This is a genomic window from Thauera butanivorans NBRC 103042, from assembly GCF_001591165.1.
Taxonomy (GTDB): domain Bacteria; phylum Pseudomonadota; class Gammaproteobacteria; order Burkholderiales; family Rhodocyclaceae; genus Thauera; species Thauera butanivorans.
In genome coordinates, this window is sequence record NZ_BCUG01000036.1 from 19,104 (window position 1) to 41,276 (window position 22,173).

Annotated in this window: 22 protein-coding genes; 6 read left to right on the forward strand and 16 right to left on the reverse strand. The window is 66.8% G+C overall.

The window, feature by feature from the left end; translation table 11 throughout:
* Window positions 1-33: 33 nt before the first annotated feature.
* Both dnaG and rpsU read right to left on the reverse strand, forming a co-directional pair.
* The gene (gene dnaG / locus TBU01S_RS14765; protein WP_068637485.1) at window positions 34-1,884 is read right to left on the reverse strand and encodes a DNA primase; all 1,851 of its coding nucleotides are present in this window, start codon (window positions 1,882-1,884) and stop codon (window positions 34-36) included.
* A 142-nt stretch (window positions 1,885-2,026) separates the two neighbouring features.
* Window positions 2,027-2,239 carry a 30S ribosomal protein S21 gene (gene rpsU, locus TBU01S_RS14770; protein WP_002924646.1) on the reverse strand — a complete coding sequence of 71 codons (213 nt, stop codon included), beginning with the start codon at window positions 2,237-2,239 and terminating at the stop codon, window positions 2,027-2,029.
* A gap of 136 nt (window positions 2,240-2,375) precedes the next feature.
* On the opposite strand from rpsU, the gene tsaD reads away from it, so the two are divergent.
* The gene (tsaD, locus tag TBU01S_RS14775) at window positions 2,376-3,410 is read left to right on the forward strand and encodes a tRNA (adenosine(37)-N6)-threonylcarbamoyltransferase complex transferase subunit TsaD (RefSeq protein WP_068637487.1); all 1,035 of its coding nucleotides are present in this window, start codon (window positions 2,376-2,378) and stop codon (window positions 3,408-3,410) included.
* 5 nt (window positions 3,411-3,415) lie between these two features.
* Here the strand turns inward: tsaD and plsY are convergent, their stop codons facing one another.
* Window positions 3,416-4,021: a glycerol-3-phosphate 1-O-acyltransferase PlsY gene (plsY, locus tag TBU01S_RS14780; protein ID WP_068637489.1), complete on the reverse strand. Its 606-nt coding sequence runs from the start codon at window positions 4,019-4,021 to the stop codon at window positions 3,416-3,418.
* A 137-nt stretch (window positions 4,022-4,158) separates the two neighbouring features.
* Between plsY and TBU01S_RS14785 the strand changes: the two genes are divergently transcribed.
* Entirely contained in the window at window positions 4,159-4,536 is a 378-nt protein-coding gene (locus tag TBU01S_RS14785; RefSeq protein ID WP_068637491.1) for a dihydroneopterin aldolase, read from the forward strand.
* Window positions 4,537-4,700: 164 nt separating this feature from the next.
* Here TBU01S_RS14785 and TBU01S_RS14790 read toward each other — a convergent pair whose 3' ends face one another.
* Window positions 4,701-5,060: an H-NS histone family protein gene (locus TBU01S_RS14790; RefSeq protein ID WP_068637493.1), complete on the reverse strand. Its 360-nt coding sequence runs from the start codon at window positions 5,058-5,060 to the stop codon at window positions 4,701-4,703.
* 43 nt (window positions 5,061-5,103) lie between these two features.
* On the opposite strand from TBU01S_RS14790, the gene TBU01S_RS24995 reads away from it, so the two are divergent.
* Window positions 5,104-5,226 (forward strand): hypothetical protein, encoded by a 123-nt coding sequence (locus tag TBU01S_RS24995; protein ID WP_281178456.1) that lies wholly within the window; start codon window positions 5,104-5,106, stop codon window positions 5,224-5,226.
* A 32-nt stretch (window positions 5,227-5,258) separates the two neighbouring features.
* On the opposite strand, the gene ybaK is transcribed toward TBU01S_RS24995, so the two are convergent.
* The 9 genes from ybaK to TBU01S_RS14835 form a co-directional block, all read right to left on the reverse strand.
* Window positions 5,259-5,747, reverse strand: a complete 489-nt coding sequence (gene ybaK, locus TBU01S_RS14795; protein ID WP_068637495.1) for a Cys-tRNA(Pro) deacylase — start codon at window positions 5,745-5,747, stop codon at window positions 5,259-5,261.
* A gap of 57 nt (window positions 5,748-5,804) precedes the next feature.
* Window positions 5,805-6,734: a site-specific tyrosine recombinase XerD gene (gene xerD / locus TBU01S_RS14800; protein WP_068637497.1), complete on the reverse strand. Its 930-nt coding sequence runs from the start codon at window positions 6,732-6,734 to the stop codon at window positions 5,805-5,807.
* Window positions 6,731-7,222, reverse strand: coding sequence for a methylated-DNA--[protein]-cysteine S-methyltransferase (locus tag TBU01S_RS14805; protein WP_068637499.1), 492 nt, complete (start codon window positions 7,220-7,222; stop codon window positions 6,731-6,733). The genes xerD and TBU01S_RS14805 overlap by 4 nt, the downstream gene beginning before the upstream one ends.
* Before the next feature lie 14 nt (window positions 7,223-7,236).
* Window positions 7,237-7,815: a chalcone isomerase family protein gene (locus TBU01S_RS14810; RefSeq protein ID WP_068637501.1), complete on the reverse strand. Its 579-nt coding sequence runs from the start codon at window positions 7,813-7,815 to the stop codon at window positions 7,237-7,239.
* A 76-nt stretch (window positions 7,816-7,891) separates the two neighbouring features.
* Window positions 7,892-9,169, reverse strand: a complete 1,278-nt coding sequence (locus tag TBU01S_RS14815; protein WP_068637503.1) for a glutamate-5-semialdehyde dehydrogenase — start codon at window positions 9,167-9,169, stop codon at window positions 7,892-7,894.
* A 69-nt stretch (window positions 9,170-9,238) separates the two neighbouring features.
* Window positions 9,239-10,249, reverse strand: coding sequence for a DNA polymerase III subunit delta (holA, locus tag TBU01S_RS14820; protein WP_068637505.1), 1,011 nt, complete (start codon window positions 10,247-10,249; stop codon window positions 9,239-9,241).
* Window positions 10,250-10,271: 22 nt separating this feature from the next.
* Complete coding sequence (locus TBU01S_RS14825) at window positions 10,272-10,826, reverse strand: LPS-assembly lipoprotein LptE (RefSeq protein ID WP_068637507.1); 555 nt, start codon at window positions 10,824-10,826, stop codon at window positions 10,272-10,274.
* A gap of 10 nt (window positions 10,827-10,836) precedes the next feature.
* Window positions 10,837-13,458 carry a leucine--tRNA ligase gene (leuS, locus tag TBU01S_RS14830; RefSeq protein WP_068637509.1) on the reverse strand — a complete coding sequence of 874 codons (2,622 nt, stop codon included), beginning with the start codon at window positions 13,456-13,458 and terminating at the stop codon, window positions 10,837-10,839.
* A 235-nt stretch (window positions 13,459-13,693) separates the two neighbouring features.
* Window positions 13,694-14,026 carry a hypothetical protein gene (locus TBU01S_RS14835; protein ID WP_068637511.1) on the reverse strand — a complete coding sequence of 111 codons (333 nt, stop codon included), beginning with the start codon at window positions 14,024-14,026 and terminating at the stop codon, window positions 13,694-13,696.
* A 359-nt stretch (window positions 14,027-14,385) separates the two neighbouring features.
* Between TBU01S_RS14835 and TBU01S_RS14840 the strand changes: the two genes are divergently transcribed.
* Window positions 14,386-16,614, forward strand: coding sequence for a UvrD-helicase domain-containing protein (locus tag TBU01S_RS14840; protein ID WP_068637513.1), 2,229 nt, complete (start codon window positions 14,386-14,388; stop codon window positions 16,612-16,614).
* Window positions 16,615-16,621: 7 nt separating this feature from the next.
* Here the strand turns inward: TBU01S_RS14840 and TBU01S_RS14845 are convergent, their stop codons facing one another.
* Both TBU01S_RS14845 and TBU01S_RS14850 read right to left on the reverse strand, forming a co-directional pair.
* Complete coding sequence (locus TBU01S_RS14845; protein ID WP_068637515.1) at window positions 16,622-17,215, reverse strand: glutathione S-transferase family protein; 594 nt, start codon at window positions 17,213-17,215, stop codon at window positions 16,622-16,624.
* Window positions 17,212-17,700 carry a VOC family protein gene (locus TBU01S_RS14850; RefSeq protein WP_083953632.1) on the reverse strand — a complete coding sequence of 163 codons (489 nt, stop codon included), beginning with the start codon at window positions 17,698-17,700 and terminating at the stop codon, window positions 17,212-17,214. The genes TBU01S_RS14845 and TBU01S_RS14850 overlap by 4 nt, the downstream gene beginning before the upstream one ends.
* Before the next feature lie 116 nt (window positions 17,701-17,816).
* On the opposite strand from TBU01S_RS14850, the gene TBU01S_RS14855 reads away from it, so the two are divergent.
* Window positions 17,817-18,710 (forward strand): LysR substrate-binding domain-containing protein, encoded by an 894-nt coding sequence (locus TBU01S_RS14855; RefSeq protein WP_068637517.1) that lies wholly within the window; start codon window positions 17,817-17,819, stop codon window positions 18,708-18,710.
* A 66-nt stretch (window positions 18,711-18,776) separates the two neighbouring features.
* Here the strand turns inward: TBU01S_RS14855 and TBU01S_RS14860 are convergent, their stop codons facing one another.
* Window positions 18,777-19,556, reverse strand: coding sequence for a ParA family protein (locus TBU01S_RS14860; protein WP_068637519.1), 780 nt, complete (start codon window positions 19,554-19,556; stop codon window positions 18,777-18,779).
* Window positions 19,557-19,870: 314 nt separating this feature from the next.
* On the opposite strand from TBU01S_RS14860, the gene TBU01S_RS14865 reads away from it, so the two are divergent.
* Window positions 19,871-22,168 (forward strand): NADP-dependent malic enzyme, encoded by a 2,298-nt coding sequence (locus TBU01S_RS14865; RefSeq protein WP_068637521.1) that lies wholly within the window; start codon window positions 19,871-19,873, stop codon window positions 22,166-22,168.
* Window positions 22,169-22,173 lie beyond the last annotated feature (5 nt).

The window sequence follows — 22,173 nt, forward strand, 5'->3', positions numbered from 1 at the left end:
AGGGAGTAAGAAAACGGTAAACCGAAAATTATACTATAAATCCGAGGCTTTCGATGCTTCTGCCAGCTTGCGCTTGTCCACCAGCAGTTCGGCCAGGCGGTGCCGCCCGGCGGCATCGAGGCCGTGCTCGCGGTCGTGGCGGAGCAGGGCCTCGATTTCGGCGGAGAGGCTGTCGGCGTGGAGTTTTCGCAGGCTGTCCTCGAACAGGGTCTCGACGATGCTTTCGTCGAATTCGGCGTCGACGAGTTCCGCGGCGACGCGTGACAGTGTTTCGCTGTGAGGAGTGTCGCGGAAGCGCTCGATCAGCGCGCCGAGCCCGCCCGGCGGAATGGGTTCGCCGAGGCTCATCATGTCGATGATGGCGATCAGGGCGAGGCCTTCCGTGCTGTCCGACGGCACCAGGTCGACCGGCATGCGCGCTGCCCAGGCCGGATGCTGCATGATCAGCCGCAGCAGGGTGGCGGCGGTCGAAGGCGGCTTGCGGCGGCCGGCGGGACGCATGCCGGCGAGGCCGCCGCTGCGCCGCTTGCCCTGGAAGCTGGGGCGGGGGGATTCCTCCGGGCCTGGAGCAGGCTGCGGCGCACGATGGCGGCCGTGCTTCGGGTTGGCGGCGATGACGCCGAAGGCGTGCTCCACTTCCTCCTGGGTCAGGCCGCTTTCCTCCGCCACCATCTTGATCACCTGCAGGCGCAGCAGCGGGGCGGCGATGCGGGTGACGAGCGGTGCGGCCTCGTGCACGAAGGCGGCGCGGCCTTCGGCCGCATCCATGTCATGGCGGCTGTGCAACTCCTCGATCAGGAAGCGCGCCAGCGGCTTGGCGCCGGTCGCCGCCTTGCGGAAGGCTTCGGTGCCTTCGGCGCGGACGAAGGAGTCGGGGTCGTGTTCGGCCGGCAGGAACAGGAAGGCCAGCGTCGCATCGTCGCGCAGGGATTCCAGCGCGTTCTCCAGCGCCCGCCAGGCGGCGCGACGGCCCGCAGCGTCGCCGTCGAAGCAGAACACGATGCGGTCGGTCTGGCGCAGCAGGGTGTGGACGTGCTGCGGCGTGGTGGCGGTGCCGAGGGTGGCGACGGCGTTGGCGATGCCGAATTGCGCCAGCGCGACGACGTCCATGTAGCCTTCGACGACGACGGCGAAGCCTTCGTCGCGGATCGGCTTCTGCGCCAGGTAAAGGCCGTAGAGTTCGCGCCCCTTCTCGAACAGCGGCGTTTCCGGTGAGTTCAGATACTTCGGCTCGCCCTTGTCCAGGATGCGGCCGCCGAAAGCGATGACGCGGCCACGGCGGTCATGGATCGGAAAGACGATGCGATCGCGGAAGCGGTCGTAGCGCCGGCCCTGGTCGTTGTCGATGACCAGGCCGGCTTCGGCCAGGATCTTTGCCTGGTAGTCGGGAAAGACCTTCTGCAGCGCCTGCCAGTCGTCGGGGGCGTAGCCGAGGCCGAAGCGCGCGGCGATTTCGCCCGACAGGCCGCGGCGCTTCAGGTAATCGACGGCGCGGCGGGTGGGCTTGAGCTGGTCGCGGTAGAAGCGTGCAGCCAGGCTCATTGCCTCGTAGAGGCGTTCGCTGCCGTCGTCCTGCGGGCCGGCGCTGCGTCCGTCGTCGGGGACTTGCAGGCCGACCTGGGCGGCGAGTTCCTTCACCGCGTCGACGAAGCCGAGCCCGCTGTATTCCATCAGGAAGCCGAGTGCGCTGCCATGCACGCCGCAGCCGAAGCAGTGATAGAACTGCTTGGATGGGCTGACCGAGAACGAAGCGGATTTCTCGCCGTGGAAAGGGCAGCAGGCGAAGTAGTTCGCACCGCTCTTCTTCAGCGGGATGTAGCGTTCGATGACGTCGACGATATCGACGCGCGACAGCAGTTCCTGAACGAAGGACTGGGGAATCATCGTACGCGACCGTAGACGAGTTGCGCGGGCGGAAATGCACAACGCCGGCAGAAGATCGTCTCGTTCGATCTCCTTCCGGCGTATGGCCGGCTGTTGGGGCAGCCGGTGAGCTGAAGCAGCCGGGTTCCGGCTGCTGCGGCAGTCAGTACAGCTTCGGCGGCAGGGTCTGGCTGCGCAGGCGCTTGTGATTGCGCTTCACGGCGGCGGCCAGCTTGCGCTTGCGCTCGGCGGTGGGCTTCTCGTAGAACTCGCGCGAGCGCAGTTCGGTCAGCACACCGGTCTTTTCGATGGTGCGCTTGAAGCGGCGGATCGCAACTTCAAACGGCTCGTTTTCCTTGACGCGGATACCGGGCATTGCGGACTTCCTTGGGTGTCTTGTGGGCAGAAAGACGGCGAATATAAACCACGCCCGTCCGGATGGCAAGGGCCAGGTGCACGGAAGATGGCCGGCGAAGGTTAAAATGGCGCACCGAATCAAACGGATGCAAGCCATGAAAGTGCTGGGAATCGAAAGCTCGTGCGATGAGACCGGCGTCGCGGTGTATGACACCGAGGCCGGACTGCTGGCGCACTGCCTTCATTCGCAGATCGACCTCCACGCGGCCTATGGCGGTGTGGTGCCCGAACTCGCCTCGCGCGACCACATCCGCCGCTTGCCGGTGCTGATGAAGCAGGTGCTGGCGCAGGCCGGACTGGAGAACCGCGATGTCGACGCCGTGGCCTACACTTCGGGACCCGGCCTGGCGGGGGCGCTGCTGGTCGGCGCGAGCGTGGCCGAATCCTTCGCCTTGGCGCGCGGCATTCCCGCGCTGCCGGTCCATCATCTCGAAGGCCACCTGCTGTCGCCGCTGCTGTCGGCCGATCCGCCGCAGTTCCCCTTCGTCGCGCTGCTGGTGTCCGGCGGGCATACCCAGTTGATGCGGGTACGGGGTGTGGGCGATTACGCGCTGCTGGGCGAATCCGTCGATGACGCCGCCGGCGAGGCGTTCGACAAGACCGCCAAGCTGCTCGGCCTGGGCTATCCCGGCGGGCCGCAGCTTGCCCGGCTTGCCGGACAAGGGGTGGCCGGCCGCTTCCGCCTGCCGCGGCCGATGCTGCATTCGGGCGATCTCGATTTCAGTTTCAGCGGCCTCAAGACTGCGGTGCTCAATGTCGTTTCGGCTCCGGACTGGGATCCGGCCGGCATGGCCGACCTGGCGGCGGAGTTCCAGCAGGCGGTGGTCGAGGTGCTGTGCGCGAAGGCGCTGGCGGCACTGAAGAAGACCGGACTGAAGACCCTGGTCGTGGCAGGAGGCGTCGGTGCCAACCTGCATCTGCGGCAGACCCTGGATGCCGCCCTGCAGCAGCGGGGCGGGCGGGTCCATTACCCGGAGCCGGCGCTGTGTACCGACAATGGCGCGATGATCGCTTTCGCTGGCGCGATGCGCCTTGGCGCCGGAGAAGCTGTTTCCGGCGAGCCGTCGGTGCGCATCCGGCCGCGCTGGCCGCTGGCCGAGCTGAAGCCGCCGCAGGCGGCAGTGGCCTGAGCGGCTCAGTCCGCTTTCGGTTTCTTGTTGCCGCCGATCCTGCCTTCGGTGCCGTCCCGCAGGCGCCGGATGTTGGCGGCGTGGCGCCAGATCAGCAGCGCGGCCATCGCCGCCAGCACCAGCACGCTCGCTTGCGGCCCGAGGAAGATCAAGCCGGCGACGGGCGCGGCAACGGCGGCCGACAGCGCCGCGGCAGACGAATAGCGGGTGGTGAACGCCACCGCCAGCCAGACCAGCGCGCACAGGATGGCGATGCGCCCATCCACGCCGGCAAGCACGCCGAGCGCGGTTGCCACACCCTTGCCGCCATTGAAGCGCAGGAAAATGGTGAACACATGGCCCAGGAAGGCGGCCAGGCCGGCCAGGGCGGCTTCCAGTGGACCGAATCCGAGCCGGGTGGCTGCCCACACTGCCAGCCAGCCTTTCAGGCAGTCGCCGATCAGGGTCAGCGCCGCAGCACCTTTGTTGCCGCTGCGCAGCACATTGGTCGCTCCCGGGTTGCCCGAGCCGTAGCGGCGCGGATCCTCCAGGCCGAACAGCTTGCTGGTGACGATGGCGAAGGGAATCGAGCCGAGCAGATAGGCTCCGAGGAGCAGGGCAATGAGGGGCATCTTCGCTCCGCGCCTCTCCGGATTGGAGGAGGCGAATGCATCAAATGTTCGGGACAGCCGTGGCGAAAGCGCATCTTCGGCCGCGGCCGGCGTGTGCGCACAGGATAGAATCGCAGCGATTCTAAACGGGAACCAGCATGGATTTCATCTTCATCGAGGAATTGCGGGTCAAAGCCTGGGTCGGCGTTTATGCGCGGGAGAAAACCGGACAGCAGACCGTCGAACTCAATCTCACCTTCGGCGTTCCGGATACCGCGGCAGAGCGGGACGACATCGCGGACACCATCGACTATGCAGTCGTCACCCAGCGCATTCGCGAGGAACTGGGACAGCGTCATTTCAATTTGATCGAAAGCCTGGGTGAATTCGTCGTCAAGCTGCTGTTCGATGAGTTCGGCGCGCCCTGGGTGAAACTGCGCGTGGCGAAGATCGGTGTGATGAAGGACGTGCGTCGGGTCGGAGTCTTCATCCAGCGTGGGCGGGACGGTACGGCGCCGCCGCCCGCGGAAGTCTGAAATTCGGGCAATTGCAGCTGCCGATGGATGCATTCCACGCATTCATTGGCCCGAATGGATCGGTATTCCGGAACGCGGCAGGCGTGCCGCCTTGCGCGTTTCGCCGCCGCAAATGAAAAAGCCGGACCTGCGGGCCCGGCTTTTTCATCGCATGCTCTGCCAGCTCAAGCCGCCAGTTCTTCCAGAGGCTTGTCCTGCGCCAGCCAGTCGAGCACCCACTGGGGACGACGGCCATGGCCGCTCCAACCCTGCTCGGGATTGGCCGGATTGCGGTACTTGATGACGGAAGGCGTCTTGGCCTTCTTGGCGGTGCCGCGCTTGGCCTTGGTGGCAGATGCCTTGGCCGGTGCCGCAGCGGCGGGTGCGTCGATCAGGTCGTCGAGGGTGAGGCCTTGTTCGGCGACCAGCTTCTGCACCTGCTTCAGCAGGGTGCGGCGGGTGGAGTCGCTGCGGCGCCGGATTTCAGTCTCGACCTTTGCCTGCAGACGGCGCAGTTCGGGAAGCGAGTGGCTCGAAAGGTCCATGGTGTGTCCTCGTTGGTTGTGCGAGTTGGAATTGGGCGAATTCATGCCGCGTCTGGCCGGCAAACAATTGGGCCGGCAAGCAATCGAATCAGCCGTGCCCGGCAGCCATGTCCGGATTCTGCCAGCAATTGCGGCGCAATACGATGGTTTTTTGTATTTTGAATGATTCGATTGTTTCACCCGCGCCATTCGAGGCAATCAATTCGCCACTTCGACCAGCTCCGCCCGCAGGATTCGAAGAATGTCGTGCGGGTGAACGCCGACGAGATAGCCGCGGCGGCCGCCATTGATATAGATCAGCGGCAGGTCGAGAATGCTCCTCTCCATGTAGACCGGCATGGCTTTGCGGGTGCCGAAAGGCGAGGTGCCGCCGACGAGGTAGCCCGTATGGCGATTGGCGACTTCGGGCTTGCACGGTTCGATGTGCTTGCGTCCGGTCTGGCGGGCGAGATCCTTTGTCGAGACCTTGTGATCGCCGTGCATCAGCACGATCAATGGACGGGCATTTTCGTCTTCCATGATCAGGGTCTTGATCACCGCGTGCTCGTCGACATTCAATTCGCGGGAAGAAACGGCGGTACCGCCGTGCTCCTCGTATTCGTAAAGATGGCTCGAATAGGCCAGGCCGTGCTGTTTCAGGAAACGGGTCGCCGGAGTTTCCGGCGGACGGATATCGTGTCGGCTCATGATCGGAATCCGGGAAGAGCTGAAGAGATGGAGTGGGGCAGGAGGACTGCGCCGCCATCAACCCCGAGGGTGATGCCTGGCATGCAGTTGCTTGAGTCTTTCACGTGCCACATGGGTATACACCTGGGTGGTCGAGATGTCGGCATGGCCGAGCAGCAATTGGACGACGCGCAGATCGGCCCCATGGTTGAGCAAATGGGTCGCAAATGCATGGCGCAGCGTATGGGGGGAAATGCGCTCCTGGGGAATGCCGGCCAGCAGTGCGTTCTGCTTGATGATGCGCCAGAACATCTGCCGTGTCATGCCGCTGCCGAGGCGGGTGACGAAAACTTCGTCGCAACTGCGGCCGGCGAGCAGCGCGGGGCGGGCTTCGCGCAGGTAGCGCACGAGCCAGTCGGCGGCGACTTCGCCGAGCGGCACGAGCCTTTCCTTGCTGCCTTTGCCCATCACCCGCAGCGCGCCCTGATCCAGGCTGACGGCGAAGAGCTTCAGCCCGATCAACTCGGATACGCGCAGCCCGGCGGCGTACAGCACTTCGAGCATGCAGCGGTCGCGCAGGCCCTGCGGCGTCTCAGTGTCGGGTGCGGCGAGCAGCGCTTCGACCTGGGCTTCGCTGAGCGTCTTCGGAAAGCGCTGGCCGGGCAGCGGCGGATCGAGCATCAGCGTCGGGTCTTCGGCGATCTCGCGGTTCGCGAGCAGATGGCGGTAATAGCGCCGCCAGGCAGACAGCAGGCGGCGCTGGCTGGCCGGGCGGGCGCGCAGGCTGAATTCGGCCAGATAGGCGGCGAGCTCGCTCGCCCGCGCGCGCGGCAGCGACAGGCCGCGTTCCGCCAGCCAGGCCGCGAACAGGGCGAGATCGCTGCGGTAGCTGTCGAGGGTGTTGCGCGCGAGGCCGTGCTCCAGCCACAGGCTGTCGGTGAAGCGGTCGAGTTCGCTGCGGATTTCGGCGGCCAGGCCGGCTTCGGCAGCGGCCGGGCGCGCCGTCATGCCGCGCCTTCGTGCCTCAGCAGCCAGCGCTTGACGTCGAGCAGCCAGCCGCCGGTGGCGTTGGCGAAGCCGCCGAGGCCACCGGCCGAGGTGACGCGATGGCAGGGTACGACGAGCGGATAGGGGTTGGCACCGCAGGCCTGGCCGACTGCGCGTGCCGCGCTGCCGAGCCGGGCCGACAGCTCGCCGTAGGTCCGCGTCCGGCCTGCCGGAATGGCGCTGATTTCCGCCCACACCCGGCGCTGGAAAGGCGTGCCGCATTCGCGCAGTGGCAGCGGAAAGGCTTGTTCCGGGTGCTCGATCCAGTCGTGCAGGGCTTCGGCTGCGATGCGGGCCGTGTCGTTCGTCGGTGCGCGAAGCGGCGTGTCCGGCGGCAGGAAGACGAGTTCGCTGACGGCGCCGTCGGCTGTGCGGACGCCGAACGGTCCGAAGGGCAGCGCGACCACCGCGTCGAAGCCGGTGTCCGTCGAGGAGCCCGGAGCTCGCATTGCGCGCCTGCCGTTCATTGAGCGGGCTTCAGCAGGCTCGCCTTGAGGCCGGAGTCGGCCGGCCGCTCGCCCAGCCAGATGCGCAGCAGGGCAGGGTAGAAGGCCGGGTCGGCAATGTCGCTGCCCTGCGGCTGGCCGTTGATCAGCAGGCGCGTTGCGCCGTTGGCGAGCCGATCGAGGATTACTTCGGTGCCGGCATTGGCTTCACCGCTGTCCTGCACTGCGGCGAGCAGGGCGTCTATGGAAGGCTTCAGTGCCGCGAGCGTTTCGTCGTCATGGTTGCGCTTCAACCCGTCGAGCATCGCGTCGGCGAACTGCTTGCCGTCGAGGTCCCGGATCATGACGATGCGGATGCGCTTCTCGCCGCCGTCCTGCAGGATGTCGGCGCTGCTGGTGCTCGGGCTGCGCAGATAGAGCCCCATCGCATAGACCTTGAAGGTCAGCCGGGTGCGCAGGCCGGCGCCGTTCAGGCTCAGCGTGCCGTTGTCGACCTGGGTCTGCGGCGCGAAGTCGATGCCCGCCACTTCCACTGCCTGGGCGAGGCTGGCCGACAGCAAGGTGGCGGCCAGCAGGGTACGGACAAGTGCTTTCATCAGGGAAGGCTCCGTCAGAGCGCCCGGAAATCAGGCGTGGCTCGGTTGCGTCACTCGCTTGTGTCTCGATTTCGTCTTATTTGCGTGTCTCGCCGTTGCCGAACACGATCCACTTCTGGCTGGTCAGGCCTTCCAGCCCGACCGGGCCGCGAGCGTGGATCTTGTCGGTGGAAATGCCGATTTCCGCGCCCAGGCCGTATTCGAAGCCGTCGGCGAAGCGGGTGGAGGCATTGACCATCACCGAGGACGAATCCACCTCGCGCAGGAAGCGCATCGCGTGGCTGTAGTTCTCGGTGACGATCGCTTCGGTGTGGCCCGAGCTGTAGCCGTTGATGTGGGCGATCGCCTCGTCGAGGCCGTCCACCAGCTTGATGGCGATGGTCGGCGCGAGATATTCCTCGCGCCAGTCGGCTTCGGTGGCGGCGACGAGCTTGGCGGCGTCGATGCCGGCTTCGCGCAGCAGCGCCAGCGAATCGGCGCAGCAGCGCATCTCGACGCCCTTGCCGGCCAGCATGCGGCCGATTTCGGCGAGGTAGATGTCGGCGACGCCGCGTGCGACCAGCAGCGATTCGGCGGTGTTGCAGGTGCCGTAGCGCTGGGTCTTGGAATTCTCGACGATGGGCACGACTTTGGCCGGGTCGGCTTCGTCGTCGATATAGACGTGGCAGTTGCCGTCGAGATGCTTGATTACCGGCACGCGCGCGTCCTTGGAGATGCGCTCGATCAGGCCCTTGCCGCCGCGCGGTACGATGACGTCGACGAATTCGGGCATGGCGATCAGTGCCCCCACGGCTTCGCGGTCGGTGGTTTCGACCACCTGCACCGCATGCTCGGGCAGGCCGGCGGCGAGCAGGCCGCTGCGCACGCAGGCGGCGATCGCGCGGTTGGCGTTGATTGCTTCCTTGCCGCCGCGCAGGATCGCGGCATTGCCGGACTTCAGGCACAGCGCCGCGGCGTCGGCGGTGACGTTGGGGCGGGCTTCGTAGATGATGCCGATCACGCCCAGCGGCACGCGCATCTTGCCGAGCTGGATGCCGGACGGGCGGCGCTTGATGTCGGTCATCTCGCCGACCGGGTCCGGCAGCGCGGCGACCTGTTCGAGGCCTTCCGCCATGGCTTCGACACCCTTGCCGGTCAGCGTCAGGCGGTCGATCAGTGCGGGCTCGAGGCCGGCGGCGCGTGCCGCTTCGAGATCCTGCGCATTGGCGGCGAGCAGTGCTTCGCGGCGGGCACGGATTTCGGCGGCCATCGCCAGCAGCGCGGCGTTCTTGGTGGCGGTGGAGGCGGCGGCCAGTACGCGCGAGGCGGCGCGGGCCTGGCGGCCGAGGGTCTGCATGTAGTTCTGGATGTCCATCGCGGTGTCTGGTGAGATGAGGGCGCGGTAGCCCAAAGCCCAATTAAAACACCGAACGTCGCCCGCGGGCTATGTGCGGCGCGCCAGCCGCAGCGCCAGCTGCAGGAACTCGTCCCAGATGTCGCCAGCGACCAGGCCCTTGATCATGCGGTCGATGCGGGCGGCGTGCATCAGCGCCGCGCGCAGCGCGCCCTGGTTCAGGCGCCCCAGCGCGCGGCCGAGAGCCTGCTGGCGGCGCGGGTCGAAGATGCGTTCGGCCTTGAACAGCGCCGGCAGCGGCTGGCCGGCGGCGCGTCCGGCACACAGGCTGGCCAGCGTGCGGGTTTCGTTGGCCAGCGTCCACAGTACCAGCGGCGGCGCCGCGCCTTCGCCCTTGAGGCCTTCGAGCAGGCGCGCGCAGCGCGCCGGGTCGCCTTCGGCGACGGCTTGGCGCAGCATGTCGATGTCGTAGCGGGCGACGTTGAGCACCGCCTCCCGCACCTGCTCCAGCGTCAATTGTCCTTCGGGGTGCAGCAGGCCGAGCTTGAGGATCTCCTGGTGGGCGGCGAGCAGGTTGCCTTCGACGTGCTCGGCGATGAAGGCGAGTGCGTCGGCGCCGGCGGTCTGCTTCTGCGCGGCGAGCCGGCGGCCGATCCAGTCGGGCAGGCGCTCGCGTTCGGGCGCGTTGAGCTCGATGCAGATGCCCGCCTCCGACACGGCCTTGAACCAGCCGGTCTTGCGCGCCTGCCAGTCGAGCTCGGGCAGCGTGATCAGCGTCAGCGTCTGCGCCGGCAGACTGGCGGCGTAGCGCTGCAGCGCTTCGCCGCCGTCGCGGCCGGGCTTGCCGCCGGGAATGCGCAGATCGATCAGCTTGGCGCCGCCGAACAGTGACAGGTTGCCGGCGGCGAGCGCCAGCGCATCCCATTTGAAACCCTGGCCGACGACCAGGGTTTCGCGCTCCTCGAAGCCTTGCCGCTTCGCCGCGGCGCGGATTGCGTCGGCGGCTTCGAGCACCAGCAGCGGCTCGTCGCCGTGCAACAGCCACAGCGGAGCGAGCGGCTTGTCGAGCTGGGCGGCGAGTTGGTCAGGGCGCAGATTCACGGCGCGGTGCCGGTTCGGGCGCTCAGTGCGCGCGCTGCACGCTGGCGAGCCGGCGCATCAGCTGTTGCAGCAGATCCTGCTGCATGTCGTTGTAGAGCAGGGTTTCTTCCTGCTCCTTGCCCAGCACCTGGGAGTCGTCGAAAGTGTATTCGCGCGCCGCCGAGATCGCCGTGGGCGGCAGCAACGCCGCGCCGCTCTTGTCGAGCAACTGGAAGCGCAGCGTCTGCGTGAGCTGGTATTCGCGCACCTTGCCCGCACCGGTGAGGCTGAGGATCTCGCGGCCGCGGTTGTTGGCGAGAATCTGCAGGCGGGCATCTGCCTGCGCAGGGTCTTCGACCACCCGGGTGCTGCCGGTGGTGGCGATCAGCCGGCGCAGGCTGGCGCCCAGTTCCGAAAGCTCGCTGGCATTGATGTGCACCGTGGCGAAATCCAGCTGCTGCGGGCCGCGCAGCTTGAAGCCGCAGCCCGACAGCAGCAGGCCGGCGAGGCCGGCTCCGCCGAGCAGCAGGCGCCGCCGGCTGCGCGAGGGCGCGGCGGCGGTGGCGACCGGCGGGGGGGGTATCGAAGCGTGGGGCATGGCCTTGTCCTCAGGCGACGATGTTGACCAGGCGGCCGGGCACGACGACCACTTTCCTGGCCGGCCGGCCTTCCATGAACTTCTGCGCCGCTTCGGAAGCCAGCGCGGCCGCTTCGATGGCGTCCTTGCCCGCATCGGCGGCCACGCGCACGCTGCCGCGCAGCTTGCCGTTGACCTGCAGCATCAGCTCGACCTCGTCCTGCACCAGCGCCGATTCGGCCGCTTCGGGCCACGGCGCGTCCAGGATGTCGTCGCCGAAGCCGCAGTCGCGCCACAGCACGTGGGCGATGTGCGGGCAGATCGGCGACAGCACGCGCAGCAGCATCGACAGGCCTTCGCCGGCCACTTCGGCGGCATCGGCGCCGCTGCGCGGCGCCTTCTCCAGCGCGTTGAGCATCTTCATCGCGCCGGAGGCGACGGTGTTGAACTGCTGCTTGCCGAGGTCGTAGCCGACCTGCTTCAGCACCAGGTGCAGCTCGCGGCGCAGCTCGGCCAGCTCGGCCGGCAGCTTGACCGTACCCAGCGTCGGACCGGCCGGCAGCGCAGGGCGCAGTTCGGTGGCGTAGGCGTGGGCGAAGGACCACACCCGCTTCAGGAAGCGGTGCGCGCCTTCGACGCCGGCGTCGTTCCATTCCAGCGTCTGTTCCGGCGGGCTGGCGAACATCATGAAGAAGCGCGCGGTGTCGGCGCCATACTGCTCGATCAGGGCCTGCGGGTCCACGCCGTTGTTCTTCGACTTGGACATCGTCGTCAGTTCGTGCTCGAGCACGGTGCCGTCGGCCTTGAGCCGGCCGCCGGTGATCTGGCCCTTGGCGTCGCGGACGACCTCGACCTCGCTTTCCCAGTAGTAGTTCTTGCCGCCGCCTTCGGGCTTGTGCAGCCAGGCGTTGTTCAGCACCATGCCCTGGGTCAGCAGGCGGGCGAAGGGCTCCTTGACCGTGGCCAGGCCCATGTCGCGCATCACCTTGGTCCAGAAGCGCGAATACAGCAGGTGCAGGATGGCGTGCTCGATGCCGCCGATGTACTGGTCCACCGGCATCCAGTAGCCGGCGCGCTCGTCCACCATGGCCTTGTCGTTGCCGGCCGAGCAGTAGCGGGCGTAGTACCAGCTCGAATCGACGAAAGTGTCCATGGTGTCGGTTTCGCGCTTCGCCGGCGCGCCGCACTTCGGGCAGGCGACGTCGATGAAGTCGCTGCGCTTGAGCAGCGGGTTGCCCGAGCCGTCGGGGATGCAGTCTTCCGGCAGCACCACCGGCAGTTGATCGTCCGGCACCGGCACGTCGCCGCAGCATTCGCAGTGGATGATCGGGATCGGGCAGCCCCAGTAGCGCTGGCGCGACACGCCCCAGTCGCGCAGGCGCCACTGGACCTTCTTCTCGCCGCCGGCGGCGGCGAGGTCGGCGGCGATCGCTTCGATCGCGTCGGCGTAGCCGAGGCCGTCGTAGCGGCCGCTATTGACGCAGACGCCGTCCTTGGAGCCGTACCAGTCGGCCCAGGCCGTGCTCGAGAAGGCATTGTCGCCGACCGCGATGACCTGCTTGATCGGCAGGCCGTACTTCAGCGCGAAGCCGAAGTCGCGCTCGTCGTGCGCCGGCACGCCCATCACCGCGCCGTCGCCATAGCTCATCAGCACGTAGTTGCCGACCCACAGCGGCACGCGCTCGCCGGTCAGCGGGTGGACGACGCTCAGGCCGGTGGGCAGGCCTTCCTTCTCCATCGTCGCCATGTCGGCTTCCATCACCGAGCCATGCTTGCACTTTTCGATGAAGGCGGCCAGTTCCGGGTTGTCGCGCGCGGCCTGCGTCGCCAGCGGGTGCTCGGCGGCGACCGCGCAGAAGGTGACCCCCATGATGGTGTCGGCGCGGGTGGTGAACACCCACAGCTTGCCATCGCCGATCAGTTCGCCGGCGTCGTCGCGGACCTCGTGGCCGAAGGCGAAGCGCACGCCGGTGCTCTTGCCGATCCAGTTCGCCTGCATGGTCCTGACCCGCTCGGGCCAGCCTTCGAGTTCGTCGAGATCGCCCAGCAGCTCTTCGGCGTAGCGGGTGATGGCCAGGTAGTAGCCGGGGATCTCACGCTTTTCGACCACTGCGCCGGTGCGCCAGCCGCGGCCGTCGATGACCTGTTCGTTGGCGAGTACGGTCTGGTCGACCGGGTCCCAGTTGACCACCTGGGTCTTCTTGTAGGCGATGCCCTTTTCCAGCATGCGCAGGAACAGCCACTGGTTCCACTTGTAGTAGTCCGGCTGGCAGGTGGCGAGTTCGCGGCTCCAGTCGATGGCGAAACCGAGCGACTGCAGCTGCTGCTTCATGTAGGCGATGTTGTCGTAGGTCCACTTCGCCGGCGGCACCCTGTTCTTGATCGCGGCGTTCTCGGCCGGCAGGCCGAAGGCGTCCCAGCCCATCGGCTGCAGCACGTTGTAGCCCTTCATGCGGTGGAAGCGCGCGAGCACGTCGCCGATGGTGTAGTTGCGCACGTGCCCCATGTGCAGCTTGCCCGACGGGTAGGGGAACATCGACAGGCAGTAGTACTTGGGCCTGCTCGCGTCTTCGGTCGCACGGAAGGCGTCGGTGGAGTCCCAGTGCTGCTGGGCGGCCGCCTCGACGGCGGCGGGCTGGTATTTGTCCTGCATGGGTGTGCGTGCGGGCTCGGAAGCGTTGGAAACACGCGAGTATACCGCGAAGCCGGGGCGGGCCGCGAAGCGGGGCATGCTGGCAGAGGCGGCCGGCGACGCCGGCATCGTATGGGCAAAAAAATGGCACCCCGCCGAAACGGGATGCCGAATCTCCATTGAAGGAGAGGGAGGGAGACGGGAGTACGCAGCTCTGGCTGCGCACGGAAGTTCGATGCCCCTTGGGCCGATCGGGTCAGGCCGCCCGGCGCGGGAAGCCTGCGTGGCGCTGGCGCTGCCAGTTGGCGTGGAGAGCGGAGCACATGTCTTCCATCGCCAGCAAGGGCAGGCGCCACATGCGGTTGTGGCTGCGAACGAAGGGCAGCACCTGCGGCGCACACAAGGTGTTGCGTTCCTTGTCGAGCAGTGCCAGGAAGCTGGCCATGCAGGCGCCCCAGTATTCCGAATTGCCGACCCAGCCGGTCTCGGCGGTGGCTTCGCGCACGGCCTTGTGCCACAAGGCTTCGGCGCGTTCGGTCGAGACACCCGCCTTGCGGGCGTACCACGGAAGCAGTTTGGGTGTTTTCATGGTGTTTCTCCTATACGCCGGGTCACGGCGTCGAGCTCTTGACGGTTTTATGGACCGTACGCTGAGCTATGTTGTACCGCAACATTGGGCTGCGGTGGCTCTCTGTGGTTGATTTTATGGTTGATTAGGCGGATGTGTCGTGAAATGGTTCCGCTTTCATCAGCAATTTTGCTGCTTCGCACAATTCAAAAATAGCGTCCGAGGCGATGCTTGGCAAGCTGCATGTTGTTGCGGCGCAACATCGCAGCATCGATTTGCTTCGCCACTTTCCGCCGGGCCTGCAGGCAGGGCGCCGGCTGTGCCCGAATCGATCGCACTGCGGCTCCGCATTACAATGCACGGCCTTGCAAGGAGCGCCGATGTCCAACCTGCTCGCCAATCTCAACACCGAACAACTGCAGGCCGTCAGCCTGCCGCCGCAGCACGCCCTGATCCTGGCCGGCGCCGGCTCGGGCAAGACGCGGGTGCTGACGACCCGCATCGCCTGGCTGATCCAGTCCGGCCAGGTCGATCCCGCCGGCATCCTGGCGGTTACATTCACCAACAAGGCGGCCAAGGAAATGCTCGCCCGCCTGACGGCGATGCTGCCGGTGAACACCCGCGGCATGTGGATCGGCACTTTCCATGGCCTGGCCAATCGCTTGCTGCGCGCGCATCACCGTGATGCCGGGCTGCCGCAGTTGTTCCAGATCCTGGACTCGGGCGACCAGCTTGCCGCGATCAAGCGCCTGCTGAAGACGCTGAACGTCGACGACGAGAAGTTCCCGCCGCGCGAGCTGCAGCACTTCATCAACGGCCAGAAGGAAGCCGGGCTTCGCCCGCATGCGGTCGAGGCCTGGGACGACTACACTCGGCTGCGCGTCCAGCTCTACCAAGAGTATGAAGCACAGTGCCAGCGCGAGTCTGTTGTGGATTTTGCGGAGTTGCTGCTGCGCAGCTACGAGCTGCTCGAACGCAACGAGCCGCTGCGCCGCCATTACCAGCGCCGTTTCCGCCACATCCTGGTCGATGAATTCCAGGATACCAACCGCCTGCAGTACCGCTGGCTGAAGCAGTTCGCCGACGAAGGGCGGGAAGGTGGCGCGGCGATGTTCTGCGTCGGCGACGACGATCAGAGCATCTACCGCTTCCGCGGCGCGGAAGTGGGCAACATGCGCGACTTCGAGCGCGAGTTCCGCGTCCGGAACGTGATCCGGCTGGAGCAGAACTACCGTTCGCACAGCAACATCCTCGATGCCGCCAACGCCATCATCCGCCACAACAGCAACCGGCTCGGCAAGAACCTGTGGACCGACCAGGGCGCGGGCGAGCCGATCCGGGTGTTCGAATCCTATTCTGACGGCGACGAGGCGCGCTGGGTCGTCGAGGAGATCCAGTCGCTGGTGCGCGACGGCGCGCAGCGCAGCGAGATCGCGCTGCTGTACCGCTCGAACGCGCAGTCGCGGGTGCTGGAGCACCAGCTGTTCTCGGCCGGCATTCCCTACCGTGTCTATGGCGGCCTGCGCTTCTTCGAGCGCCAGGAGATCAAGCACGCGCTCGCCTACCTGCGCCTGATCGCCAACCCGGACGACGACACTTCGTTCGCCCGCGTGGTCAATTTCCCCACCCGCGGCATCGGCGCACGCACGCTGGAAGTGCTGGGCGACGCCGCGCGCACCTGGAACTCCAGCCTGTATGCCGCCGTGCCGCATCTTTCCGGCAAACCGGGGACGGCGCTCGGCCAGTTCGTGCGCCTGATCGAGGACATGCGGCGCGACACCGCCAGTTTGCCGCTGCCGGAACTGGTCGACCACGTGCTGGACATCAGTGGCCTGCGTGCGCATTACAAGGCCGACAAGGAAGGCCAGGAGCGGCTGGAGAACCTGGACGAATTGGTGAGCGCCGCGGCCAACTTCCTCGCCGAGTTCCAGCCGGCAGAAGAGACCGGGCTGGCGCAGGATCACGCCTTGCTGGCCGATTTCCTCGCCCATGCTTCGCTCGAGGCGGGCGACCACCAGGCCGACCAGGGCGCCGACGCGGTGCAACTGATGACGGTGCATTCGGCCAAGGGGCTGGAGTTCAACGTCGTCTTCCTGTCCGGGCTGGAAGAGGGGCTGTTTCCGCACGAGAACAGCATCCTCGAGACCGACGGCCTAGAGGAAGAGCGCCGGCTGATGTATGTCGCGGTGACGCGGGCGCGCGAGCGGCTGTACCTGTCCTTCGCCCAGAGCCGCATGCTGCACGGCCAGACACGCTACAACCTGCGCTCGCGCTTCCTCGAGGAGATTCCCGCCGAACTGACCAAGTGGCTGACGCCGCCGAACCCGCGCTCCGCGCAGGGCGGTGCGATGGGCGGCATGAGCGGGGGCTACTTCAAGCCTTCGGGCGCCGCGTCGCCGCGGCCGGCCGCCGCCCGGATGGCGCGTCCGGCTTCTGCCGCCTTGCCCAACGGCCTGCGCATCGGCCAGACGGTCAACCACGCCCGCTTCGGCCAGGGCGTGATCGTCGCCGCCGAGGGCAGCGGCAGCGACGCCAAGGTGCAGATCAACTTCGGCTCGGCCGGCATGAAATGGCTGCTGCTGGCGGTGGCGAAGCTGGATCCGGCCTGAGCCGCGCTCAGGCGCCGGGCATCGCGAGATAGCCCGGCAGGCGCTTGATGCGCTCGATCCAGCGCAGAATGTTGGGGTAGGGCGTCAGCTCGATGCCGCCTTCCGGTGCCAGCGCGACATAGGGGAACACCGCGCAGTCGGCGATGGTCGGGCGCGACAGCGCCAGCCAGTCCCGTTCGGCGAGATGGGCGTCGAGCAGCGGCAGGATGCGGGCGGCCTTGGCCAGGGTGCCGGCCTTGTCGATGGCGTAGCCGAACTTGTCCACCAGGCGGGCCGAAGCGGGGCCATGCTGGATTTCGTTCGCCGCGGTGGACAGCCATTGCACGATCTCGGCCTGCAGATGGGCTTCGGCCGGCCACCACGCCGCACCGCCGTAAGTACCGGCGAGGTAGACCAGGATGGCCTGCGAATCGCGCAGCACCCGTTCGCCGTCGACCAGGATGGGCAGTTCGCCCCAGGGGTTGAGCCCGGTCAGCGGCGGGCGCTTGTGCTCGCCGCCGAGGAAATCGACCGGCACGATCTCCAGCTTGATGTTCGCCAGTGCCGCGAACAGCCTGACCTTGTAGCAGTTGCCGGACAGTTCCAGATCGTAGAGTTTCATGTCTTGTCTCCTTCGGGGTGGTCCATCAGTTGGTTGAATTCGAGTACGTTGCCGTCCGGGTCGCGGATGAACAGCGCGATGCGGCGCGGGCCGATGTGATGCGGTCCTTCGGTGATGGTGATGCGTCGCTGGCGCAGCCAGGCCTGCAGTGCGCCGAGGTCGTCCACGATGAAAGCCGGATGGGTCATGCCCGGCAGCTTGACGGGTTCGTCGAGCAGCACGTTGCGTGCATCGGGCCGGCGCGCGGCATTGAAGATCAGGTTGATGCGCACGCCGTCCGGGCTCAGCATCTCGTTGGCTTCGTGCTCGGGAAAGCGCAGGCTTTCGGCGAAGCCGAGCGCCTGGTAGAAATCGAGCGCGCGGCGGCGGTCGCTGACGCGGATGCCGACATGGTCGTAGGCCAGGATGCGGGCCGGGCAGCGCGCCGCGCCGGCGGGCGACGGGATGCTCGGTGGGGGCACGATCGGGGAAGCGGCGGCGTTCATGTCGAAAATCGGCGGCGGTGTCGGGACGGGAACGAGTGTCGGCGCCCCGGCGCGTGCCATCAATGCCGTCGGGCTGACAACACCATTGCGTTCGATGCACAAATGAAAGGCGAGCGATGGACAAACTGAAAGCGATGGCCACCTTCGTGCGCATCGTCGATGCCGGCAGCCTGAGCGCGGCTGCAGGGGCGTCGGGGCAGTCCGCCGCGTCGGTGGTGCGCAGCCTGGCGGCGCTGGAAAAACACCTCGGCGTGCGCCTGCTGAACCGCAACACCCGGCGCCTGGCCTTGACCGACGAGGGTGCGGAAATCCTCGCCTGGAGCCGCCGCATCCTGGCCGAGTTCGACGAGATCGAGCACAGCTTCGACGCGCGCCGGCACAGCCCCGGCGGCCTGCTGCGCCTGACCGCGCCGGTCGAGTTCGGCCGCCGCCATGTCGCGCCGCTGGTCAATGCCTTCCTGGCGCAGCATCCGGCGATGCGGGTGGAGCTGATCCTGCTCGACCGCATGGTCGATCTGCTGGAAGAAGGGCTGGATCTCGCCGTCCGGATCGGGCAATTGCCCGATTCGTCGATGGTGGCGGTGCCGTTGGGCAGGACGCGGCACGTGGTGTGTGCCAGCCCGGACTACCTGCGTGCGGGCGGGCAGCTTCCGCATCCGTCCGCGTTGCGCGAACATGACTGCATCGTCTTCGCCCAGCAGGGCGGAGAGTGGCATTTCAGCGACGGCGGCGCGGCGCTGACCGTGCCCGTGCCGGCTCGCCTGGGCACCAACCAGGTCCAGGCTGCCAGCTTGGCCTGCGTGCAGGGGCTCGGCATCGCCCGGCTGCTGCATTACCAGGTCGCCGCCGAACTGGCCGACGGGCGGCTGGTCCGCCTGCTGCGGGAATTCGAGCCGCCCGAACTGCCGGTGCAACTGGTGTATCCGCATTCGCGGCTGCTGTCGTCCCGGGTGCGCCTGTTCATCGACTGGATGGCCGGGCGGCTGCGGATTCCCGACCCCGGGAGTTGAGACGGCGGGCTTCGGCGTCGGCGCTCCCTGCCATCGCGGGCGGGGCTTCTTCGCCCTGCCGTGCCGTCAGGCGCCGTACTTGCGCGCCAGGGAGTCGTGCAGGGCGACGAACTCCTGCGACAGCTTGTGCTTGGGATCGAGGTGGATCATCGGCTTCGCCTGCTCGTGCGATTCCTTGATCCTGACCGAGGCGGACAGATAAGGCTGCAGCACCGGCAGGCCTTCGTCGATCAGTTCCTGCACCACTTTCTGCGGCAGGCTGGCGCGCGGCTGGAACTGGTTGACGACGATGCCTTCGACCTGCAGCTCGCGGTTGTGGTCGGATTTGATCTCCTGCACGTTCTCCAGCAGCGAATACAGCGCCTTGCGCGAGAATTCGTCGCAATCGAACGGGATCAGGCAGGCATCGGCGGCGATCAGCGCCGAGCGGGTGAAGAAGTTCAGGGCCGGCGGCGTGTCGATGAAGACGCAGTCGAAATCGTCCGCCAGCTCTTCGAGCGCATCGCGCAGCTTGTAGATCTTGTAGCGCGACTCCAGCTTGCCCTGCAGTTCTTCGAGCAGCGGGTGCGAGGGCATCACGTGCAGGTGCTCGAAGGGCGTGGCGACGACGAAGTCGGAAGTGCCGCGCGGGTTGAGCTTGAAGTTCAGCGTCTGGTCGAAGAAGTCGGCCAGCGTGGCATCCAGATCCTCGGCCGAGGCGCCGAGCAGGTACTGGGTGGAGTTGCCCTGCGGGTCCAGATCGACGACCAGCGTGCGCTTGCCCTGCTGGGCGCTGATTGCCGCCAGGTTGCAGGTGATGGTCGATTTGCCCACCCCGCCTTTCTGATTGAATACCACGCGTCGCATTCTTCGCTCCCTCGATCGGAGCCCGCATTCTGCCAAAAAGCGGCATGGACAGGGGTTTTTGCGGATAGTGGATATCAGTGGGAAGCACCGTGCCAAAGGCCTGTGTGCTGAGCTAAACTTCCGCAACGTCAACTCTGCCGGGTATCCTGCGGCCGGCACGGCCGGTGGGTGCGGCGTGCGGGCCAACAAGAACAAACCCACCCGGATGGCGGAATCGCGCGCGCTTCCTCGCTTTTTTCCAGGCAGTGCGATGCGGCGGGCGGCAGCGCCGCCACAGCTCACAAAACACACTCATTCCAAGAGGGAACCCAAGCATGGATCAGGATTTCATCGCCGCTGCGCTCGATTACCACCGTTCGCCGACGCGGGGCAAGATTTCGGTTGTTCCGACCAAGGGCCTGACCAACCAGCGCGACCTCGCGCTGGCCTATTCACCCGGCGTGGCCGCGGCCTGCGACGCGATCGTCGCCGATCCCGCCGAAGCCTTCGAACTGACCAGCCGCGGCAACCTGGTGGCGGTGGTCACCAACGGCACGGCGGTGCTGGGGCTGGGCAACATCGGCCCGCTGGCGTCCAAGCCGGTCATGGAAGGCAAGGGCTGCCTGTTCAAGAAATTCGCCAACATCGACGTCTTCGACATCGAACTGGCGGAGAACGACCCCGACAAGCTGATCGACATCATCGCTTCGCTCGAGCCGACGCTGGGCGGCATCAACCTGGAAGACATCAAGGCGCCGGAGTGCTTCTACATCGAGAAGAAGCTGCGCGAACGCATGAAGATTCCGGTCTTCCATGACGACCAGCACGGCACCGCGATCATCTCGGCCTCCGGCCTCATCAACGGCCTGAAGGTGGTGGGCAAGGACATCGCCGAGGTCAAGCTGGTGTGCTCCGGCGCCGGTGCGGCCGCCATCGCCTGCCTCGACCTGATGGTCAGCGTCGGCCTCAGGCGCGAGAACATCTACGTCTGCGACTCCAAGGGCGTGATCTACGAAGGCCGCGAGGCCAGCATGGAGCCGACCAAGGCCCGTTACGCGCAGCAGACCGCTGCCCGCACGCTGGGCGAGGTCATCGAGGGCGCCGACGTGTTCCTCGGCCTGTCGACCGCCGGCGTGCTGAAGCCCGAAATGGTGGCGAGGATGGCCAACAAGCCGCTGATCTTCGCGCTCGCCAACCCGAACCCCGAAATCCTGCCGGCCGACGCCAAGGCCGTGCGCCCCGACTGCATCGTCGCCACCGGCCGTTCGGACTTCCCGAACCAGGTCAACAACGTGCTGTGCTTCCCCTTCATCTTCCGCGGTGCGCTTGACGTCGGCGCCACCACGATCAACGAGGAGATGAAGCTCGCCTGCGTGAAGGCGATCGCCGAGCTGGCCGAGGCCGAGGCGAGCGACGTCGTCGCCAGCGCCTACGGCGGCCAGGATCTGAGCTTCGGCCCCGAGTACATCATTCCCAAGCCCTTCGATCCGCGCCTGATCGTCAAGATCGCGCCGGCGGTGGCGAAGGCGGCGATGGATTCGGGCGTGGCGACCAAGCCGATCGAGGATTTCGACGCCTATGCGTCGGGCCTGAACGCTTTCGTCTATCAGTCCGGCATGGTCATGAAGCCGGTGTTCTCCGCCGCCAAGCGGGTGCCGGCCGAGCAGAAACGCGTGATCTACGCCGAAGGCGAGGAGGAGCGCGTGCTGCATGCGGTGCGCGTGGTGCTCGACGAAGGGCTGGCGCGGCCGATCCTGATCGGGCGCCCGGAAGTGATCGAGATGCGGATCAAGAAGATCGGCCTCAACCTGGTACCCGAACGCGACTTCGAAATCATCAATCCGGAGTCCGATCCGCGCTACCGCGAACTGTGGACCGAGTATTACCAGTTGATGAGCCGCGACGGCGTCACGCCCGAACTGGCCAAGGCCAAGATCCGGCGCGACACCACGCTGATCGGCGCCATGCTGCTGCGCCGCGGCGATGCCGACGCGCTGGTGTGCGGCACCTTCGGCTCCTACGATTACCACCTGAAGCAGGTCGGGGACGTCATCGGCCTGGCGCCCGGCGCCAAGCAGTTCGCGGCGATGAACCTGCTGCTGCTGACCAAGCGCATGCTTGCGGTCACGGACACCTACGTCAACGAAAATCCGAGCGCCGAAGAGGTGGCCGACATCGCGCTGATGGCGGCCAACGAATTGCGCCGCTTCGGCATCGAGCCCGGTGTCGCGCTGCTGTCGCATTCCAGCTTCGGCAGCTCCACGTCGGTGTCGGCGCGCAAGATGCGCCGTGCCTGCGAGATCCTGCGCGAAACCGCCCCCGACCTGAACGTCGATGGCGAGATGCACGGCGATGCCGCGCTGTCCGAGGAAATTCGCGACAACCTGCACCCGGATTCGCGCCTCAGGGGTGAAGCCAACCTGCTGGTGATGCCCAACCTCGACGCCGCCAACATCTCCTTCAACCTGATGAAGATCGCCAATGGCGACGGTGTGTCGGTGGGGCCGATCCTGCTGGGCGCGGCCAAGCCGGTGCATATCGTGACGCCTTCGGCGACGGTGCGCCGCCTGGTCAACATGACCGCTCTGGCGGTGGTGGACGCGCAGGCCTCGCGCGCCGAACAGGCGGGCTGAATCCA

Excerpts from the sequence above, each read along its gene's own strand:
- dnaG (WP_068637485.1), bottom strand. The coding sequence starts at position 1,884 with ATGATTCCCCAGTCCTTCGTTCAGGAACTGCTGTCGCGCGTCGATATC.
- rpsU (WP_002924646.1), bottom strand. The coding sequence starts at position 2,239 with ATGCCCGGTATCCGCGTCAAGGAAAACGAGCCGTTTGAAGTTGCGATC.
- tsaD (WP_068637487.1), top strand. The coding sequence starts at position 2,376 with ATGAAAGTGCTGGGAATCGAAAGCTCGTGCGATGAGACCGGCGTCGCG.
- plsY (WP_068637489.1), bottom strand. The coding sequence starts at position 4,021 with ATGCCCCTCATTGCCCTGCTCCTCGGAGCCTATCTGCTCGGCTCGATT.
- TBU01S_RS14785 (WP_068637491.1), top strand. The coding sequence starts at position 4,159 with ATGGATTTCATCTTCATCGAGGAATTGCGGGTCAAAGCCTGGGTCGGC.
- TBU01S_RS14790 (WP_068637493.1), bottom strand. The coding sequence starts at position 5,060 with ATGGACCTTTCGAGCCACTCGCTTCCCGAACTGCGCCGTCTGCAGGCA.
- TBU01S_RS24995 (WP_281178456.1), top strand. The coding sequence starts at position 5,104 with ATGCCGCGTCTGGCCGGCAAACAATTGGGCCGGCAAGCAATCGAATCA.
- ybaK (WP_068637495.1), bottom strand. The coding sequence starts at position 5,747 with ATGAGCCGACACGATATCCGTCCGCCGGAAACTCCGGCGACCCGTTTC.
- xerD (WP_068637497.1), bottom strand. The coding sequence starts at position 6,734 with ATGACGGCGCGCCCGGCCGCTGCCGAAGCCGGCCTGGCCGCCGAAATC.
- TBU01S_RS14805 (WP_068637499.1), bottom strand. The coding sequence starts at position 7,222 with ATGCGAGCTCCGGGCTCCTCGACGGACACCGGCTTCGACGCGGTGGTC.
- TBU01S_RS14810 (WP_068637501.1), bottom strand. The coding sequence starts at position 7,815 with ATGAAAGCACTTGTCCGTACCCTGCTGGCCGCCACCTTGCTGTCGGCC.
- TBU01S_RS14815 (WP_068637503.1), bottom strand. The coding sequence starts at position 9,169 with ATGGACATCCAGAACTACATGCAGACCCTCGGCCGCCAGGCCCGCGCC.
- TBU01S_RS14825 (WP_068637507.1), bottom strand. The coding sequence starts at position 10,826 with ATGCCCCACGCTTCGATACCCCCCCCGCCGGTCGCCACCGCCGCCGCG.
- leuS (WP_068637509.1), bottom strand. The coding sequence starts at position 13,458 with ATGCAGGACAAATACCAGCCCGCCGCCGTCGAGGCGGCCGCCCAGCAG.
- TBU01S_RS14835 (WP_068637511.1), bottom strand. The coding sequence starts at position 14,026 with ATGAAAACACCCAAACTGCTTCCGTGGTACGCCCGCAAGGCGGGTGTC.
- TBU01S_RS14840 (WP_068637513.1), top strand. The coding sequence starts at position 14,386 with ATGTCCAACCTGCTCGCCAATCTCAACACCGAACAACTGCAGGCCGTC.
- TBU01S_RS14845 (WP_068637515.1), bottom strand. The coding sequence starts at position 17,215 with ATGAAACTCTACGATCTGGAACTGTCCGGCAACTGCTACAAGGTCAGG.
- TBU01S_RS14850 (WP_083953632.1), bottom strand. The coding sequence starts at position 17,700 with ATGAACGCCGCCGCTTCCCCGATCGTGCCCCCACCGAGCATCCCGTCG.
- TBU01S_RS14855 (WP_068637517.1), top strand. The coding sequence starts at position 17,817 with ATGGACAAACTGAAAGCGATGGCCACCTTCGTGCGCATCGTCGATGCC.
- TBU01S_RS14860 (WP_068637519.1), bottom strand. The coding sequence starts at position 19,556 with ATGCGACGCGTGGTATTCAATCAGAAAGGCGGGGTGGGCAAATCGACC.
- TBU01S_RS14865 (WP_068637521.1), top strand. The coding sequence starts at position 19,871 with ATGGATCAGGATTTCATCGCCGCTGCGCTCGATTACCACCGTTCGCCG.